General features: G+C 48.5%; 16 protein-coding genes. 4 read left to right on the top strand and 12 right to left on the bottom strand.

From position 1 onward, the window contains the following. The first annotated feature begins 403 nt into the window (after positions 1-403). Complete coding sequence (locus tag ABC831_RS21010; protein WP_343250029.1) at positions 404-1,081, top strand: GntR family transcriptional regulator; 678 nt, start codon at positions 404-406, stop codon at positions 1,079-1,081. Between the two features lie 201 nt (positions 1,082-1,282). On the opposite strand, the gene ABC831_RS21005 is transcribed toward ABC831_RS21010, so the two are convergent. The 7 genes from ABC831_RS21005 to ABC831_RS20975 form a co-directional block, all read right to left on the bottom strand. Beyond that, on the bottom strand, positions 1,283-2,272 hold the full coding sequence (locus ABC831_RS21005) for a PD-(D/E)XK nuclease family transposase (RefSeq protein WP_343250028.1): 990 nt from the start codon (positions 2,270-2,272) through the stop codon (positions 1,283-1,285). Positions 2,273-2,625: 353 nt separating this feature from the next. Beyond that, positions 2,626-3,558, bottom strand: coding sequence for an NAD(P)-dependent oxidoreductase (locus ABC831_RS21000; protein WP_343250027.1), 933 nt, complete (start codon positions 3,556-3,558; stop codon positions 2,626-2,628). An 80-nt stretch (positions 3,559-3,638) separates the two neighbouring features. Continuing rightward, on the bottom strand, positions 3,639-4,595 hold the full coding sequence (locus ABC831_RS20995) for an ABC transporter permease (protein WP_343250026.1): 957 nt from the start codon (positions 4,593-4,595) through the stop codon (positions 3,639-3,641). After that, on the bottom strand, positions 4,588-5,577 hold the full coding sequence (locus tag ABC831_RS20990; protein WP_343250025.1) for an ABC transporter permease: 990 nt from the start codon (positions 5,575-5,577) through the stop codon (positions 4,588-4,590). The genes ABC831_RS20995 and ABC831_RS20990 overlap by 8 nt, the downstream gene beginning before the upstream one ends. Further along, entirely contained in the window at positions 5,564-7,150 is a 1,587-nt protein-coding gene (locus tag ABC831_RS20985; protein ID WP_343250024.1) for a sugar ABC transporter ATP-binding protein, read from the bottom strand. The genes ABC831_RS20990 and ABC831_RS20985 overlap by 14 nt, the downstream gene beginning before the upstream one ends. A gap of 164 nt (positions 7,151-7,314) precedes the next feature. Continuing rightward, positions 7,315-8,385: a sugar ABC transporter substrate-binding protein gene (locus ABC831_RS20980; protein ID WP_343250023.1), complete on the bottom strand. Its 1,071-nt coding sequence runs from the start codon at positions 8,383-8,385 to the stop codon at positions 7,315-7,317. A gap of 38 nt (positions 8,386-8,423) precedes the next feature. Then, entirely contained in the window at positions 8,424-9,479 is a 1,056-nt protein-coding gene (locus ABC831_RS20975) for a zinc-dependent alcohol dehydrogenase (protein WP_343250022.1), read from the bottom strand. A gap of 494 nt (positions 9,480-9,973) precedes the next feature. Here ABC831_RS20975 and ABC831_RS20970 point away from each other — a divergent pair, with 494 nt between their 5' ends. The 3 genes from ABC831_RS20970 (at position 9,974) to ABC831_RS20960 (ending at position 12,256) form a co-directional block, all read left to right on the top strand. Beyond that, positions 9,974-10,471: a cupin domain-containing protein gene (locus tag ABC831_RS20970; protein WP_343250021.1), complete on the top strand. Its 498-nt coding sequence runs from the start codon at positions 9,974-9,976 to the stop codon at positions 10,469-10,471. Between the two features lie 149 nt (positions 10,472-10,620). After that, positions 10,621-11,307: a GntR family transcriptional regulator gene (locus ABC831_RS20965; RefSeq protein WP_343250020.1), complete on the top strand. Its 687-nt coding sequence runs from the start codon at positions 10,621-10,623 to the stop codon at positions 11,305-11,307. Between the two features lie 10 nt (positions 11,308-11,317). Further along, positions 11,318-12,256 carry an AEC family transporter gene (locus ABC831_RS20960; RefSeq protein ID WP_343250019.1) on the top strand — a complete coding sequence of 313 codons (939 nt, stop codon included), beginning with the start codon at positions 11,318-11,320 and terminating at the stop codon, positions 12,254-12,256. 297 nt (positions 12,257-12,553) lie between these two features. Here ABC831_RS20960 and ABC831_RS20955 read toward each other — a convergent pair whose 3' ends face one another. The 5 genes from ABC831_RS20955 to ABC831_RS20935 form a co-directional block, all read right to left on the bottom strand. Beyond that, complete coding sequence (locus ABC831_RS20955; RefSeq protein WP_343250018.1) at positions 12,554-13,798, bottom strand: HipA domain-containing protein; 1,245 nt, start codon at positions 13,796-13,798, stop codon at positions 12,554-12,556. 386 nt (positions 13,799-14,184) lie between these two features. Continuing rightward, positions 14,185-15,129 carry a sugar-binding transcriptional regulator gene (locus tag ABC831_RS20950; protein WP_343250017.1) on the bottom strand — a complete coding sequence of 315 codons (945 nt, stop codon included), beginning with the start codon at positions 15,127-15,129 and terminating at the stop codon, positions 14,185-14,187. Between the two features lie 52 nt (positions 15,130-15,181). Next, on the bottom strand, positions 15,182-16,477 hold the full coding sequence (locus tag ABC831_RS20945; RefSeq protein ID WP_343250016.1) for a PHP domain-containing protein: 1,296 nt from the start codon (positions 16,475-16,477) through the stop codon (positions 15,182-15,184). A gap of 106 nt (positions 16,478-16,583) precedes the next feature. Further along, complete coding sequence (locus ABC831_RS20940; RefSeq protein WP_343250015.1) at positions 16,584-18,077, bottom strand: rhamnulokinase; 1,494 nt, start codon at positions 18,075-18,077, stop codon at positions 16,584-16,586. A gap of 52 nt (positions 18,078-18,129) precedes the next feature. Then, positions 18,130-19,173, bottom strand: coding sequence for an alcohol dehydrogenase catalytic domain-containing protein (locus ABC831_RS20935; RefSeq protein WP_343250014.1), 1,044 nt, complete (start codon positions 19,171-19,173; stop codon positions 18,130-18,132). Positions 19,174-19,247: the final 74 nt, after the last annotated feature.

The following is a 19,247-nucleotide window of genomic DNA, read 5'->3' as shown; positions in this document are numbered from 1 at the left end:
AGGGCCCGGAACACTGTCCGAGCCGTCCTGTGGCGAGTTTGTTCCGGGCCCTGCCAATAAGAGGTTCTCCCGTCTTCGGAGTTAGCCATTCTTAGGTCCGGCCGAAGTGATTTGGCCCCGCGAGATTTGCTGCCCGGCTCCCCAAGACACACCGCTTCCCTTCCGCCCGGACCTCAGTATCAAAATCCCCAATACCAAAGTTGGCCGTGTATAGTAACTTTTGTTTTCCCCCTTTTCCAGTTGACAACACGAAAACAGTATGTAAAAATATTAACACAACGGTATACCAGTAATATGTCGTGAATATACAGCTTATGTCGGGCCTGTCATTTCGTTTTTATCACCCAAACCCGGGATATTCTGGATGCTGCTTGAATTTGCAGAAAAAGCAGGGGGATACTCTATGGTCTTGAATACAGCACTGAATGCTTCGGCAGAAAAATCTAAGAAACAGCTTGTGTACGAATATCTTAAAAATCAAATTATTACAAATGAACTGCCTCCCGGCACCCTTCTCGTGGAGCGTCAGCTCTGCACCATGCTGGATGCCAGCCGCACTCCCATACGTGAGGCGATCCAGCAGCTCGTCTCTGAGAATCTGGTTACTTCCATACCCACCAAGGGCTGCTTCGTATCCGAAGTCCGCTACGAAGACATCGCGCAGCTCTATGACGTACGTGAGTATTTGGAAAAACTGGCCGGCAAATTATGTTCTCAGAACATTCTTCCGGCACAGCTCCAGAATCTGAGGGAATTGGCCACCACCATGACTCAGAAGCTCGAGGAAGGGGATCTGGACACCTTCTATGAAACTGATACGGAATTCCATCTGAATCTGATCCGTTATTCGCGGAATACGTTTTTGATCGGAAGCTATGAATCCTTGTATCCGCAGATTCTGCGCATTACTTATCTGATTCATTCGGTCCCCTCGGGATTGTCTGAGGCGGATTGCTATCACCTTAAGATCGTTGATGCTTTAGAAAATCATGATCCAGAGGACGCGGAGTACCAGATTGGAGAACATATCCGGATCTGCAAGGCGAATTATCTGAAATTGTTCGCGCCAAATCTGTATTAAGGTAAGCTAAAAGTATTCCTTGTGGAGCAGCTTTGCTGCGACCCTGCCCGCAGGGCATGTATGAAGGGATGCTGTAACTTATAAGTTATAAAACCAGAAAAGCAGTCCTAAAAGGCATTCTCACTGTTTACCACAATGCCTTTAAGACTGCTTTTCCATCTTTAGAGAAGCTATCTTCTATCTGCTATTAACAAACTGTTACTAAATGGAATCGGCAAATACACCGCTTTTCTCCAATAATTTTTTCTGTTCTTCAACTTTACGCTTCAAAGTGTCTATTGTCTCAGACTGTTTATTTATCTCCTCCTGCATCTCATCAATCATATACTGAACCGTATTCCTGTCCAGCTCCTGTAGTTCTTTTGAAAACATCCCCATCACCCTTTCCGTATTCAGACAGATCTCGTAGACCTCATCATACATCTCCTTAAACCTGGGATATTTTTCAATGAGCTGTACTATCTTCTCCGGCGAATCAAAGGAAAGAAACGTCAACCAAGCTTCCAGCTCACTATCCACACTTTTATTTTGGGTGTTTTTCCGAAAAATGTCAAGCGGTACGAAGATAAATTCCTGCAATAGATTTACATGAAGTCCGGTATCGAATCGTTGTCTGGACCGATGAATATAATCTTCTGGGTGTTCATGAAATTCTCTGGTACTTTTCTCAAACAAAACTATATTATATACCGTTTGAATATCCCGATAGCTGAACACGCCTTCCTTCTTCTCCCCTCTCACCCGCTTATACTGGCGCAGGAGCAGATCTGCGCAGTAGCAGGCACTGCGTTGCCCGGGAAAAGCATAACCGATCTTTTGCATCTCCAGATTGGCCAGGCTTCCATCCCGTAGGCTGACTACAATGTCCATTACCAGCAAAGAGCTCTCATCTGCAATCCTGGCAGAATCATTTGGCAGCACCTGGACAATCTTCACTTCCTTTCCAAGCAATTCCGACAATAATTCATTTAACCGCTCCGGAGCCGATTCCGGACTCATGATTTCCTTGAAAAAAGAATCATACAATATCTTTACGCCCCGAACTCCGGTACAAAAATCCAGAAATTCCTCCTGTTGTTTGGGGCGCCACTTCTCGTACATATCCCGCAGATTATCCTTGCTCCTGATTTCGTCCAACACCTCCCCTCTTGTACGAATAAGCGGAAAATAATCCTGCAGTTTGTTTGCCATTGGCAATCCTCCTAGTATATTCAATTTTCTTAACAATTGGGTAAAAGCTTCGATACAGAAGCACGAAAAGAAATATCCTGTGACTGATCGTCACAGACGGCAGAACACCGTCAAAAAGATAAATTTAGAATAACACCAAACAGCAAAAAATACAACACACAATCTTATCGGAAATAAATCTGAATCTTATCGGAAATAAATCTTAAATAGACCTCATAACAAACCTATTCTGTAATTTTCCCGAGTTTAAAGCTTTCTCGGGTTTAAAGCTTTCCCGTCCTTAAAGCTTTCCCGGGCTTAAAGCAGTCCCTTTCCTCCGGGGGACTATCTGAAAGCCCCCCGGCGTCCTGTCATCAATTCCCAATTCCACAAATCTTCTCATTAAGCAAAATCAAACCGCTATAGTCGATCTGGCCCATATCATGGGCCCTCATAGCCGCGTAATACTGTCTGGACACAGCCGCAACCGGCAATGCCAGTTCATACTCCCTGGCCAGCTCCATTGCGATGTTCATATCTTTTTCCATCATAACCGATGTAGCCATAGCGGTAAAATCACGCTGTTTCAGCGCCTGCTCCTTGGCCTTCACGATATTTGCCGCGGCTGCGCTGTCGCAGATACATTCCACCATAGTCTCCCAGTCGATTCCGGCTTTTTCACCCATAACCAGTGATTCGGCCAGCATCTGCATAGTTGTTCCGAGCATCATATTGATGCAGATTTTCATAAATCTGGATTGTTCCTGATCCCCCAGATACCTCTGGCGGTTACCCAATATTTTCAGCATAGGCAGGGTCTGCTCAAATACATCCCTGCCCCCGGACGCCATTATCCCAAGGGTACCTTCGGCGGCATAGTCCACGCTTCCCGTAACCGTCGCCCGCAGAAATTTCGCTCCTGTGGGTTCGATCAGTTTATTTACCTCCGCAGAGGAGCCCGGATCAATGGTGCTCATATCGATCAGTATCGTACCAGGCCTTACCGTTTTTAACACCCCATTTTCTCCGGCCATAATCTCCTTTAGAATCGGTGCATTCGGTATCATGGAAAATATATAATCCGCTTTGGCACAAAGTTCGGAAGGATTTTCCACAAATGCGGCTCCGTCCGCGATTAACTCCCTGGCGTTTTCTTTTATCTTATCACATACCGTAAGCTCATGTCCCGCCTCTAAAAGGCGTCTGGACATACGGCTTCCCATATTCCCTATTCCTATCCATCCTATTTTAGCCATATCGATCTCCTCCTGTCTTATTCTTATTATTTCGTCCTGATGCAGATGCACCTCTTATCCTAATTATTTCGTCCTGATGCAGATATATCTTTCCATGATCCATCTGCGGCTGAAGTTACGCTGCCTTACCTCTACTCGGTCTCAACAGAGATCTTCTGCATACCGCGTTCCGCCACCACCGACAAGACGATGATCGCCCCAATCATCACCTGCTGCCATTCGCTGGGAACTCCCAGATGGATCATTCCATTGGTAAGAACCAGCATGATCAGACTTCCGATCACTGCATTGGATACTTTTCCGGAGCCGCCGGAGACAGCGGTCCCTCCTACCAGTGTGGCCGCTATGGCAGTCATAGGAAAATTTTCCCCGATAATCGGTTCCGCCGTACCCAGATTCGCGATATATAGCACCGAAGTAAACGCGATGATCAGCCCATTCATCAAAAATGATGTGATATAGACCCGTTTTACCCGGATTCCGCTCATTCTGGCGGCATCCTGATTCGTTCCGGTCGCATAGACTTCCCTGCCAAAAACCGTCTTAGAGAGAAGTAAAGCCATAAGAATGGCTATGACCGCCATGAGAATCAGGAATGTGTATCTGGAACTGGTAAAAATATTCCGGAACGTGGGGCCAAAGTCATAGATCTGCTTGCCGCCCAGTAATACCATCGCGACTCCCCTTAGGATCCATTGCATAGAAAACGTCACTATGAACGTGGGCACCTCCACATAGGCCACCAGGATACCATTGATGATCCCGATCACCGCCCCCAGAATCAGGGCCGTCAGAATCGCAAGCCAGGGATTATATGTTTTGCTGAGCACGATACCCGCGACACAGGAGATCAGGGCCACCGCAGAACCAATCGAAAGATCAAAGCCCTTTAATACAATTACCAGTGTCATGCAGATCGCCAGCAGGATCGTAAACGGCGCCTGCTGTAATACAATATTAGATACATTTCCCCAGTTACCGGGACCCCAGAACGTTTTCGTCGCTGCAGAGAAGAATATGACCAGAAGGATCAGAACAAGCAGCCGGGAATATTTCATGAAATAATTTCTGAATTTTGCATTAGTCATATTTATATACCCTCCGCAGCGCTGCTTTCTTTTTCTTTCTTCTGCTGATCACGTCCACCACGATAATCAGAAGGATGAAAGCCCCTTTGTATACCTGCTGCCAATAGTTGGAAAATCCCATCAGCTGCAGGCCGTTGATGATCATACTCATGACCAGAGCACCCACAATGGTCCCTGCCAGACCGCCTTTGCCGCCTTCAAAGGACGTTCCGCCGATGATCGTGGCAGCGATGGCGTTCCATTCATATCCATTGGCTGCCACAGGCCCTGCTGAGTTGGTCTTTGCCACCAGCAGCACGCCGCCGAAGCCGGAAAGCATACCGGCCAGCATGTAGATCAGTATCCTGGTTTTCTTCACATTGATTCCGGACTGGGATGCGCACTGTTCCGAATCGCCCACCGCGTAGATGTGCATTCCAAAACGGGTCTTGTATGTAATAAAAAGCATAATCAGTACAATCATAAGCGCTGTCCAGACAACGGTGGGTATCCCCAGGAACTTAGAATCCGCCACATTCCGGAAAGCTTTTGGGAAGCCGGACACCACGTTTCCGCCATTGATCACCTGAGCCGCTCCATAGCCGATACTCATGGTGGCAAAGGTAATCAGCCAGTAATTATATTTATATTTTCCGATCAGAATACCGTTAAACAATCCGAAGCACAGACCGATACCGGTTCCGATCAAAAAGGTCAGGATAATGGCGGGTATACCCGGGTTCTCAAAACGGGTGATAAAAAGCGCTCCCCCAAGCCCCGCAAAAGACATCACTCCGCCGATGGAGATATCGATCTCTTTTGACAGGATCGCCATCGTCATACCGCAGGAGATGATCAGCAGGATCGCGGTATTGCTCAGGATATTCAGGATATTCTGATATTTCGTAAAGCCCTTTGCAAAGAAGATAAAGACCAGGATAATCACCAGGACTCCCCACATCAGACCGGAGACATTTTTTAATTTCTGTTTAACCTGCTGCATGCTTTCCTCCTTTTTCGCAGTCCTGCGGACTGGCTTTTGGTGCAGGTGAAGATTGATGTTCCACCGCTCTCCCACCTTCGATTCCGAGGCTTAAGATATATTCCTGCGTAAATACGTTTTCCTCGTGGCTCACTTCACCTGAAATCTCCCCGTCTTTCATGACATAGACCCGGTCCGCAAGGCCCAGAAGCTCCAGCAGGTCTGAAGAGATCATAATCACGGCGGCTCCGTTCTTCGCCAGTTCATTCATAATACCGTAAATCTCCGACTTGGCCCCCACGTCAATCCCCCGGGTAGGCTCATCGAAAATAAACAGTTTACTGTTGGTCGCCAGCCATTTGGCAATGACAACCTTCTGCTGGTTTCCGCCGGACAGATTGAATACCTTCTTTTCTATGGAAGTGGTAGCTACTTTTAAATCCTTTACGCCCTTCCTGGCCGTCTCTTTGATCACATCCTTTTTCACGATTCCATTCCGGAACTTATCAAACATACAGGCCTGGACGATATTGTCTTTGATCGACATGTTGATGAACAGCCCTTCTGTTTTACGGTTCTCGGAAATCATCGCCATCCCTTTTTGGACGGCCCGGTTACAGTTGTGCTTCGGCAGATTGATTTCGTTCCCTTCCAGAAAGACCTTACCGCCCTCGGCTTGATCGAAACCGAAGATTGCCTTCACAAGTTCCGTCCGCCCGGCTCCCACCAGTCCCGCGAAACCGACGATTTCCCCCTGACAGACATGGATATCCACATTCCGGAACCGCAAACCGGTCAGCTTCTCTGTGCGCAGCATCTCTTTCCCGGGTTCATTGTAAGTACGGTTGTATACATTTTCAATAGTACGGCCCACCATCATGGTGATCAATTCACTCATCCCGATGTCATCGGCATCCCTGGTTCCCACATAACAGCCGTCCCGCATTACCGTAATCCGGTCTCCGATCTCCATCAGCTCCTGCATCCGGTGGGAAATATAGATGATACTGGTACCCTGTGATTTCAGCTGCCTTGTAATCCGGAACAGGTTGTCGATCTCTTTCTGGGTCAGGCTGGATGTGGGTTCATCCATGATCAGAAGTTTATTCTCGGTGGAAATGGCCTTCGCCACCTCCACCATCTGCTGCTGCGCGATACTTAAGTCCTTCACCATGGCAGTCGGTTTGATATCTATGCCAAGCCCTTCCAGCAGTTCCCTGCACTGCCGGTTCATTTCCTTATTGTCCACCATCCGAAGCGGCCCTTTGACCGGTTCTCTTCCCACGAACACATTCTGCGCCACCGTACGGTTTTGCATCATACTTAACTCCTGGTGGATGATATTGACCCCGTTTTGCTGTGCGTCCAGCACATTTGCCGGTTTATACTCCAGTCCATTAAGAAGCATGACACCGCCGTCAATCTTATAGAGACCGGCCATCATTTTAACCAGCGTGGATTTTCCTGCCCCGTTTTCTCCTATGATGATATGTACTTCTCCCTTTCGGATATCCATGGATACATCATTTACCGCTACAACACCCGGAAATTCTTTGCGAATGTTCTTCATTTCCAGTAATATCTCGTTTTCCATTCTTTCCTCCAGCGGCGCATCTGCTGCGCCATAAATTCTATGGAAACAGGCTCACGGAACCCATTTTCGCTGTACCAAAATATATATCGGGCAGATTCACTGGGCATCCCGTTATTTATGAAATTTCTATCATATGAATGATCTATATTTTGGCTAAGTATTTCTTACTGAATTCCGTATTTTGCTTTATATTCACTCAGGTTGTCTTCGTTTACGATAACCGCATCCTGCATTCTCTCTTTTTCCATGGTTACGCCTTTAAAATAATCCATGGCTGCCACAGATGCCTGTTCGCCCATCTTCCAGGATACATCGTCTGCGGTAAACGCGATTTTCCCATCTGCGATGGCCTGTACCAATTCTTCGGAACAGTTCAGCGCACAGATCTTGATTCCATCCCTGCCGGCCTGACGCACCGCTTCCGCAGCCCCCAGAGCCATCTCTCCGTTGGAAGCAAAGATCGCGTCCACTTCGGGATATTTCTGAAGCAGGTTCTGGGTTACCGTCAGAGCTTCCTGGCGCTGATAATTGGCAGGCTGGCTGTCCAGTACCGTGATACCGCTGTTTTTGGCAAATACATCATCGGCGCCGGCTTTGATATCCGTGCTGGTCTGGGAACCGGTCGTTCCTTCCAGAATTAACACGTTCCCTTTGCCATCCAGAAGTTCTATTAAAGCATTTGCAGCGCTGGTGGCAATATCATAATACTCCACCCCGACAAAAGTGACATATTCCAGGCCTTCTCCGGTAATCTTTGTGGCCAGGTTAATAATCGGGACTCCTGCCTCATTGATCTTCTCGATCGCCGGGGTAATTCCCTCAGAATCTGCAGGCGCCAGCAGATAAACATCCGGCGGGTCTAAAAGAGACTGTTCCAGCAGCTGAATCTGTTCTTCATTACTGTCCGCGGTTACCGGACAGAGAGTTTCCATGGTCCAGCCGTACTCTTCACATTTTTCTTTGGCTGCGGCCTCCAGTTCCGTCCAGTAGCTGCTGCTTAATTTCTTAACCAACAGCACGGCACGTTTTCCGCTCAGATCCTGGTTCGTCTCACCTCCTGCTTCAGCGGTCTGCGAAACAGTTTCTTCCGGAGCTGCTGCTTCGTTAGTGGTCTTTGGAGCCGCGCTGGCGGCTGCCGGTTCAGTACTTTCTTCCGACTTACCGCATCCGGCCAGAATCAAGGTCATCACCACAGCTACCGCTGCTGCCGCACTTCGAATGTTTTTTTTCATCATTTCAAATCCTCCTTAATTTTTACCTTATATAGTTACGCCTACGGATGTATCACTACCTTCATAGCTCCATCCATACGGTTTTCAAAGATCTCGATTGCATGCCGGATCTCTTCCAGATCAAAGGTATGCGTGATCAAGTGTTTTGTATCGATCTTCCCCTGCTCCAAAAGCTGCAAAACCTCCTTTGACACATTGGGGTTTGCCCTGGAACCATTTACCCGGATCTGGTCACAGACGATGTCATTCACCGGAACGTAGATGTCTTTTTCTTTTGTCAGAGCGATCAGAGAAACCCTTCCGTTTTTTCTGACGCTTTTTATGGCATTATGTACCGAGGCCTGTGTGCCGGCCGCCTCAATCGCCGCGTCCGCCCCCCGTCCGTTTGTGATGTTACGTACTTCTTCCACGGGATCACATTCTTCATAATTCACCACATAATCCGCGCCGCTTTTCTTAGCGATCTCCAGTCTGTGTCCTCTGCCGACCATGATCGCAGCCGCGCCTTTCGTCCTGGCAATCTGCATGGCCAGGTTTCCGATCGGCCCCGGTCCATAGATCACTACCGTCTCACAGGACGTCACATTAGCAATGCGCAGACTCTGGAGTGCCACGCCGCCGGTATCACACATGGTGGCTTCGTCAAAGCTGACCTTCTCAGGCATTACTTCACAGGACTTTTCCGTAAATACCCCATATTCGGCGTAAGCTCCATTCGAGGTGAAACCATAGTGCCGGTGTCCGCTTTCATTCTTTCCATAATTGAGACATAAAGTATAAAATCCCTGCCTGCAATTTTCGCAGATCCCGCACCCGCTGTGTGCTTCGCCTGCCACCCGGTCCCCAACCTTCAGATTCGCAACCCCCTCACCCAGCTCCACTACTTCTCCGGCCCATTCATGTCCGAAAATGAACGGATACGCCGGCGGCCAGCCTCTTTCCACATATTTTCCGTGGAATAATCCCGGATCAGAGCCGCAGATCGCTACCGAACGCACTCTGCACAGCACCTCTCCATATCCCGGCCGCGGAATATCCATCGTTTCGATTGAATATTCATTGGCGCCCCTGGCAACGACCGCCTTCATTTTACCCATTGTTCCTACCTCCTTCTAAGTCATCTCACTAGATAAGTCTCCTGCCTATCCGGCAGGTCATACTTCTGTGTCTACAATTAATATTTCATTGGTATTCCATTGGTATTCCATGTGTGTATCTTAGCATAATCACCCTTAACTATCAAGACTTTTTTTCTCTTCCACATCATTTTGTCTGTTTTATATTATTTTGCGGAGGCTTTTTTGTGTAGTTTTTATAAATTTGAGGAATGAGGGGGGCGTCTCTTTCCTACTTTACTATTCGCTGGAACGCTGTACTTTGATGTTAAGGTTTTAAGCATCGCTTAAGGCGGACTATGGTTAGATTCTCAGGATGAATTAGCAGGCACGGACCGGGAATCGAATTCCTCTTAGAAATTTTTACTTGCTTTTTAAATGGTGTTATGATATATTACGCTTGTGGTATACATCAGGTATTCACTATGTATACATTAGAAATACATATTAAAACACATTACAAGGAGGTTTTTACAATGTCAGAAGAAATGAATAAGGATGCATTAAATCTTACCCCGGAAGAAATGGAAGAACGAAGAAAGAAATCCCCTTATTTGATTACAAAGGAGGACGGACAGAACTTTCCGATTCCGGATTTGATCGGGGCTGAACGGTTGATTCTGGTGGATGGCCAGACCCCTGTGCCTTCTGAAGAGCTTACCTTCGGCATCTGTTCCTTTGCTCCGCGCACCTCTCTGCACAAGAAACATTCCCATGTGGGCTGCGAGGAGATTATGTATATTCTTTCAGGAAAAGGAATCGGAGGAGTCGGCGATATCGAAACCGAACAGCGCGCCGGAGATACCATTTTCGCCCCTAAAGGCGTCGAGCACTGGTTCTATAATCCCTTTGACGAACCCTTGGTTATGCTGTGGATCTATACGAAAGCTTCCCTTCGCGAAGCGGGTTACGCGCTGGAATCCAGAGGTTACGAGGAGATCGATCACGATAATGAGTATATAGAGATTAAATAAAAGAGTTTCGCTTGCGAAACTCTCCGCCAGCGGCGGGCCGCGTATGCGGCAGCTTCCCTTCCGCCGCTGTGCGATCCTCCCCGGAGGGATTTTTGACATTTGGATACGCAAATTTAAGTTACGTCTGTGGGGTACAGAAAGGAACTGTTATGGAATTTTTAATGAATGAAAATGTACAGCTGTCTAAAAGAGAGCAGGCATACCAATATCTGAAGGAGCAGATTATCTGCCGTCGGCTGCTGCCCGGTTCTGTAATCAGCGAGAAGCAATTGTCGGCGGAATTAAACAGCAGCCGCACGCCTATCCGTGAGGCGATTCAGGCGTTGATCAGCGAAGGGCTGGTGGTATCCATTCCTTCCAAAGGATATCTTGTTTCCGATATCTCTTATGAAAGCATTACACAGCTGTATGAAGTCCGGGAATATCTGGAACGCTTTGCGGCCCGTCAGGCGGCTCTCGCGATGCATCCGGGCCAGCTGGAAGCCATGGGGCAGCTCTGTGATGAGATGGAGCGGGATATTGAAAGACACGATTATAATTCACTGACCCGTTCCGACATTATCTTTCACCGCACATTGATTGAAGCCAGTCACAACCTGATATTACAGAAGCTGTATTCACAGATTTCCGGACAGATCGAACGGATTACGAATCTGATCCTGGTCAATTCGTCCAATGTGGCGCGTTCTCATTTACAACATGCCTCCTTGGTTCAGGCGCTGACAAATCAGGACGCGGACGCCGCTGAGGATATTATGAAACTGCACATAACCGAAAATAAATTAGTACATTTACAGTCGTTCGCGCCTAATATTTTCGGGATCTCCAGAGTCTGACGGTGTGCGTATGGGGATCGGGCGCATTGTTTTCAACCAGGTTCTGGTGATGTCCCTGCTCATCGGCGTTGGCTTTCTTCTGTACAAGATCCGGCTGATTTCCAGGGAAACGAATCTGCAGCTGACGAATCTGGTACAATATGTGGTAAACCCTCTGCTGGTACTCTCATCTTTTCGTATGGAGTACAGCCGGGAATATGTACGTAATTTTATAATCGGGCTTTTGGCAGCTTCCCTATTCCATCTGCTGGCTGTCTTTGTCTCCCATCTGGCCCGTTACCGGTGTGACGCCCAGCTGCTTCCAGTGGAACGCTTTGGTATTATATTTACAAATTCCGGCTTTATGGCTGCCCCAATTATGCTGAGCTTATACGGTAATCTGGGTCTTTTTTATAATAATACCTGTGTCATCGCATTTCAGCTGTTTGTCTGGACTTTTGGCATTTCGCTGATGTCAGACGGCAGAAAACGCAGCTTTCTAATGAAGCTGCGCCTTTTCGTCAATCCTATGATAATCTGTGTATTTTTGGGTTTGGGAATGTATCTGTTAAGGCTTTCTTTTCCTGATCCCATACAGAAATCAGTGGAATTTATCGCCGGAATGAACACTCCTCTGGCCATGCTGGTATCCGGCGCCTACCTGGCACAGGGAAATCTGTTCTCCCTGTTTCGAAAGCCCCGTGTATTGTGGATCAGCTGTATCAGGATGATCCTGTTTCCCCTGCTGGTAATCTTTATGCTGCTTCCCTTGCATCTGGACCAGACACTTTCCTTTTCCCTGGTTATCGCCATGTCCGTACCCATGGCCTCCAGCGTTATCTTTTTCTCCAAGAACAGCGAAATCAGGACGGAACACGCATCCGATCTCTTTACCTTATCGACCATATTGGGCCTGATCACCATCCCTTGTATGGTATCTCTGGCTGCCAGATTATTTTTTTATCCGTAGACACCGCAGGGCGGGTATTACAGGCAATGCTATTTATATAGCAAAACCATTCTTCCGGAACTTCCCCCTTTGTAAAAAACTTAGACTTCTTTCCTTTTCCCACCTCTACCTGTCCATTTTGAAGCAGGTGAATCCCAGTAGTCTAATAACTCATCCCTTTTAATATAGAAGTCCAAACCGGTCGAAGAAAAAGCGCAATTGCTTTCTTTTCCAACCCAGAGGCAAAAATATATCAAAAATCCTCCGGAAGGAATGACACCCGAACTGGTCAGGGACATGACCGCTGCTTTATTCTTCCTACCGATCCATATCCTCTCCGCTGTATGCCACGTCCTCCGTCACATCAGCGATGCGGTCGTCTACTGGGTAAAGGTTCCGGCGGCTGTTCACAACCTCCGCCAGCCGTTCCACACGCCCGCAGAGAGCCTTGCACAGCGCATTACAGCGGGCTTCATCTATAAAGAGGGAGCCTTTTGTCAGTACCCGCAGCTCCTCATCAATTCCGTTCAGCGCGTTCAGATTCAGCCAGTCAAAAGAGGATACCAGCTTGATTTGTTCATCATGACTGTTCTTGAACGGTTTGCTGGTCACTCTGCCTATGGAGCCGACCATCATCGTGGGCTTATCGAACCAGAGGGATGTGCCGCTGTCGTAAATCGGCGCGGCGCCAATCCACTCCAGCGTATTGGCATTGCGGACAGCGCCAAAATTATTCTGGTGCCTGTCCTCATTTATAATAAGGTAATCCACCACCAGCATTCGGTCAAGGCTGTCCCTGATACCCGGAATGCCCTGCTTATCACAGCAGTCCAGATAGTGCTGATAAACAGAAACATGGTTGGGCTTCGGCTGGGTCTGCATGATATACCACGCTGTCACAAGCTCGGTGTCCGGAGTAATGAAGTCCCCGCATACACTGTACGGATAGTCCTCCTGCATGGTCAGGGTATAGGCCACATGGGGAATCTCCAGCCGCTCCATGATGATACTCGCCAGCACCTCGTTATAAGGCTCCTGCTGGGTCGCGCCGCTCCCGGCTTTCAGCAGGCAGCGTTTTCCGTTCACAATCGTCCACTTCTTCTTCAGCCAGCCGTCCGAGGTGTTGTCCGGGGACATCATGCTGATTCCCTCGCCCGACACCGGGTGCCCGAACAGGGCATTGCCCACATCCTCCGAAAATGCGTTCTCAAAGAAATTGACCTCGCTCCACGCAGTTTTCCGGTCAGCCGGACAGATCCAATACTGATCTGACAAGGACAGGCCCAGGCATTTATCCAAAAGCACCTGTGGAGACGCAATCTTCAGTTCTTCCAAAGCACGCACAAGCCCCGCACGGCTGGCCGGGATTGCCCGCCCCGTCCACCACTCATTCAGCGCAGCGCGGTCAATCTTCCCTTTTTTCACTGGGATGCCCACCGGCACATGGGCGGGGGTATATAGTTCTCCAACAGCGGAAACAGACGCAGTCACGCTGTCCAGGCGCATTTCCGCCACCGGAATATCCTTGTGCATCAGGATATAGGTTTGAATCGTTTCCACCATTTTTCTCACTCTCCAATCTACTTCTTATTATTCTACCAAATTGCACCGGCTTAAACAAGCGGTTTTGCGTTTCTTTCCGTCAGCGTTCCATATCTTCCTCCCAAGTTTTCCAGCCCCCCGCATGGCTTGTGGGAGCCTGTTCTTGTCCACATGGATGTCATTTGGATTGATTGTGACTTTCAGTTTGTTCGTGTTCTTTACGCCATAGATAATGCTGGCGTGTCCCTGCGTCAAAGTCAATCAGGGCGGGGATCTGATAGGGAAATATAAAAAGGAAGGGAGCTTCCGGTCAGCGGGCTTTGATCGAGCCGGCTTCCGGGGACAGGCCCCTTCCTCTCTTGCTTTTTCTTTGGAATCAGATACTGGCCGGAATGTGCCAGTCCCCTCTACATTTCTTCCACTAATCTGCGGGCTGATTTTTCGTCCAGGAACAGGCAGTTGATGTATCCTCCGGCTAATGCTCCTTTGAGGCCCTTGATTTTATCTTCGTCCATGACCACGCAGATTCTCTTATCTTTTTGTTTTACTTCTTCCAGGCTGATTCCTATGACCCTGTTGTACAGTTCGTTATCCAGATGGGTACCATCCTGCCTGAAATAGCGGGAACAGATATCTCCCACATATCCTTCTTCTTTCAGGGTTTTGTAGTCCTGCTCTGTAAAATAGCCTGACTGGATCAGGACGGAATCCTCCCGGATCTTTCCTACGCTGAACAGCAGAATATTCGCCTTGTGAATCAGCTCAAATATTTCCCGGATCTTCGAATCACTTTTTAAGGCTTTCGCAATCTCGGAATTGTCTACAAAGGACGGCACGGGCAGGCTGTATCCGACTGCCCGGTAGTTTTTGGCAAATTTGGCCAGGATATTCTCCGCTCCCGTGCTGGTAGCGTTTCTGGACACACCGCCGTTCAAGCCTACTATGGTTACATCGGACACATTCTTGGGCCGGAGGTTTTCGGCTACCCGCGCCAGCGTGTTGCCCCAGGAAAGGCCGATGATATCCCCGTCTCTCACGATCTGGTTCAGATAATCCGCTGCCGCCAGCGAGACATCCCTGGCAATGATATTCGGTTCATCGATATCCACATGCGCTACTGAAACATAATCCAGGTGATATTTTTCCTTAATCTCCTGTTCCAGATCGAACTGGGTGATAACCGGCAGATTCAGGGTATAGCTGACATATCCCATATCGACCGCTTTATTGATCATGCGAGATATCGTGGCATTGGAGAGATTTTCGCTTTGGGCGATCTCTTTTTGATTCATCCGAAGTAGAAAATATTTTTTCAATACCCGGTAAAGCTGTACCGAATTATTTGTATCCATGTAATAACCCCCGTTGCACATCCCATTTTAAGACTCTGAATTTTAATTATGTTTAGCACTCACCATTTGTGACATATTCCCTGAATACCCGGATTCTCTCCTGGACGGATGAGTATTTGCGTTTGGTTTCTTCGGAAAGAATGCCCCTTTCCAGCGCACCGTCGGCCACCCTTTCATGTCCGATGATCGCCCAGGCCACATCGTCAAAATATTTCTTTTCTTCCGCGGTCAGCGTGGCGTTGATAAACGGCTGGCGCGGCTGATTGATATCCTCTCCGCAGATTTCCAGCATATTGTAGCGGGCGCACAGATCACGGACCCGCTTTACCTGATCCTCGCTGTTCCGGCTGGGCGCATAGCTGAATCCCTGCATTCCGTACTCGGATACGTATTTGAACAGATCATCCAGGATATCATCCTCGAATTTTTGAGTTTTTTTATCGCCAGTTACGGATTCTCCCCGGACATCGCCCAGATACGTATAGGTCGGTATGCATCCCAGGGAGTTCAGGAACGGAATCGTCTTTTCCACGTCCGGTGTCTCCTGTGCATTGGCCGGCACATACATGTTTTCAGAGAAAAATCCCTTTAACAGATTCGTCAGGTCATAGTCATAAATCGGACTGGCCGTATCCAACAGATACTCCTTCACCTTTCCGGACAGCGGAATCTCCAGTCTCTTCTCCAGGAAATCCACAAGCGCCTGCCCTCTGCCGTATTTCTCTATCATCCGCTGGCCAGTGGCAAACAAAAGATGCCGTTCGGTGATCGTACCCTTTTCCTTCCAGCGGGATACCGGAATGACATGGGCGTCAAAATCCAGATTCATACCGTAATTACTTAAGATTGCGTCGACTTTTTTCACCATCGCCCGGTTTCTGATCTCGCGTGCCTCCCGGATGGGAACCAGAAATTCCTCGATCTTCCCAAGCGAACTGATGGGAACTCCGTGAACCGGGAAATAGCCCACAGACAATTGATCCGGATTATTGAACTTCTTTCCCTTCAGCGGCGTATTATCCCAGTTTAACCGAACTTCAAAACCAACCGTAGGTATCACGCCTAAAATACCGCAGGCTTCTTTGAATTCCAGACAGCCGGCGACGGATTCATGGTCTACGATTCCGCAGGTAGTCAATCCTACCGTGTAAGCCTTCCATGCAATTTTGGAAGGGCTGTACGGTGAAAAAGAATATTGGGAATGCACATGGTTATTACATTCATCCTGTCTCGGTACACTCGGGATCTCCCCGTTGTCTACAGCCTGCTTTAAATCCCGGACCGCCTGGAGCCGTACTTCCCGTTGTGCGTGGTTCAGATTTACTATCAGGTTCTCTATCCTGTCCATAATTTCCTCCAGTGCCGCACTTGCTGCGGCTTCATTCAGGTATGGTGGTACCATTTCCTCCAGTGCCGCATTTACTGCGGCTTTATTCAGGTATGGTGGTATGGTATTACAATTTTCTTCTCTCCAATATTTTCAGATAACACTTATACTGGTTTTCCCAGTACTCCCTGTCTGCGGGGGCGCAGTGATACAGCTCACTGGATTTCGCGCACAGCGCGCGTCCTTCTTCCACGTTCCTGATCTTCTGATCTGCGATCAGCTGGAATATCAGGTTTCCGACAGCCGTAGTCTCGGTAGGTCCGCAAACAGCAGGGATACCCATAGCATCTGCGATCCATTGACACAGCATATGATTCTGGGTACCGCCGCCCACCAGCTGGAGAAGCTCCAGCTTATCGCCGGTCACGCTGGTCACAGCTTCAAAATTCTTACGGATGGTCAGCGCCAGGCTCTTATAGGCACAGCGCGCCACTTCACCCAGTGTCTGCGGAACATCCTGATAGGTTTCCCGGCAGTATTTCTGGATCATTCCAGGCATATCCGGCTGGAATTCGCCGAAGGGCCCTTCATCCACATCAAACACACAATTCAGATCATCGGCCGCCTGGGCTTCTTTTACGATATCATCCCAGGAAATCTCTCTTCCGGCATCGTGGTTCCATTTCTTCCTGCACTGCTGGATTACCCACAGGCCGTTGATATTCTTTAGCAGCATACTCTTGCCGGCCACACCGCCTTCATTTCCGAATTCCAGCGGAACCACCGCCGGGTCCGTCATAGGACCGTCCAGCTCAAGCCCGGCCAGGGCCCAGGTGCCCAGACTTACGAATCCCCAGGTCTTATCATTTTCCACTACCGGAATTCCGGATACGGCAGACGCGGTATCGTGGGTCGCCGGTATCACCACTTGGATCGGATGAATGCCCAGTTCTTCACAGACGGAAGGTTTGATCGGCCCGAGAATCGTTCCTGGTTCGGAAAGTTTGGTGAAGAGGTCGGACCGAAGTCCCAGTTTTTCACATATCTTTGTCTCCCAGCAGCGGTTCTTCTGATCTACCATCAGGGTCATGGTGGCATTGGTGAATTCATTGGTCACCTTTCCGGTCAGAAAATAGTTCAGAAGATCCGGTATCATCAGCAGATGCGCGCCGTATCTGTATTCGGAAGCATTTTTTTCTTTTAAGGAGTACAGCTTATAGATTCCCATAATCCGGTTACAGGGGCCCTGGGACAGTTCAAACAACTCCTCCTCGGACAGAATCGAATGCATCTGTGCGGACAGCCGGTGCTGGCTTTCATCCCGATAGTGCAGGGGATTTCCCATAAGACGGCCTTCCTCATCGATAAAACCAAAATCACAGCCAAAGGAATCGATGGCTACGGAATGCGCATCCGGATACTTTTTCAGTGCTTTCTGAATTCCCGTTTTGACATCGGAGAGGATTCTTAAAATATCCCAGAAATATTCTCCCTCATTGGCAAACACCGGCACATTGTCAAACCGATAGACAATGTCAAAATCAAACTTCTCATCCCCATAATTTGCTACGATAACTCTGCCATTGCTGGCTCCAAGATCCACAATAATGTAATTATCCATAAAAATCCCTTCCCTTATCTATGTATTTTCTTACGGATTCTGTGTGTTGCTGTTACGGATGGATCACTACTTTCATAATATTCTCATCCCGGATGGATGTAAAGCCCTGTTCGATATCATCCAGACTGACAATTTTCTCGATATATTTTTTGGCATCCAGTTCATGAGCCTCCATCATATCCATGATCTGTTTCATAAACTCCGGCGTCGTGGCGTGAACTCCGCATATCTGAAGTTCCTTATAATGAATCAGGTTGGAATCGATAAATCCCTTGCTCTCACCCGGAAGTCCGCCGAACAGGGAGATTCTCCCCATCTTAGCTGCGATCTCCTGGGCTTCCGTCTGAACGGAAGGCACTGAGGTGGCGGTGATCACCACGTCCGCTCCTTTGTTGTCCGTAAGCTTCATAACCTCTTCTTTGGTGTTCTGGGTAAACGGATTCACCCATTTCACGCCCGGTACTTTTTCCATGGCGATCTTGCCGCGTTTTTCCACCGGTTCCACTACGATAACATTGCGTGCGCCCTTTCGCAGAGCCAGCTCTGCGTGCAGGCAGCCGATCATCCCGCTTCCGTACACTACCACATCATCCCCCGGCTTTACATGCATATAGCTCTGGCCGTTTAACGCGCAAGCCGCCGGTTCGATCAGGGTAGCGTCGTCATATTCGATAGTATCGGGAAGTTTTAATACATTTCCCATCCGGATCGCTTTGGCCGGGACTTCCAGGTAAGGAGCGAAAACTCCTTCATACTGGAAGCCGATGGTTTCCAGATGATCACACATATTGGTGTGTCCGGATTTACACGGATAACACTCGCCGCAGCCGATCGCCGGCGCCACGGTGACACGGTCCCCTTCCTTCCAGCCGAATTCTTTCGCGTAGGGGCTGGCGTAGATAATGTCTCCGGCACACTCATGGCCCAGAATACGCGGAACTGCAATCTTACTGCTGCCCTTTAGAAACGTTCTCATATCCGTACCGCAGATGGACGCCGCTTTGATCTGAATGATCAGATTATCGTCTTTTTGCACCGGGTCCGGCATATCGCTGATCTTGAGCTTACGTTCTTCATCCATAATAAATGCTTTCATAATCTTCCTCCAATCGCGGGATATCCTCCCGCATCCTATCCCTTATCGTGAAGCTTTGCTGCTTCAAGAGGGAT

This window comes from Diplocloster hominis, assembly GCF_032380655.1.
In the GTDB taxonomy this organism is placed as follows: domain Bacteria; phylum Bacillota; class Clostridia; order Lachnospirales; family Lachnospiraceae; genus Diplocloster; species Diplocloster hominis.
Note: the sequence above shows the minus strand (reverse complement) of the source record. Positions and strands in the feature narration are given on the sequence as shown.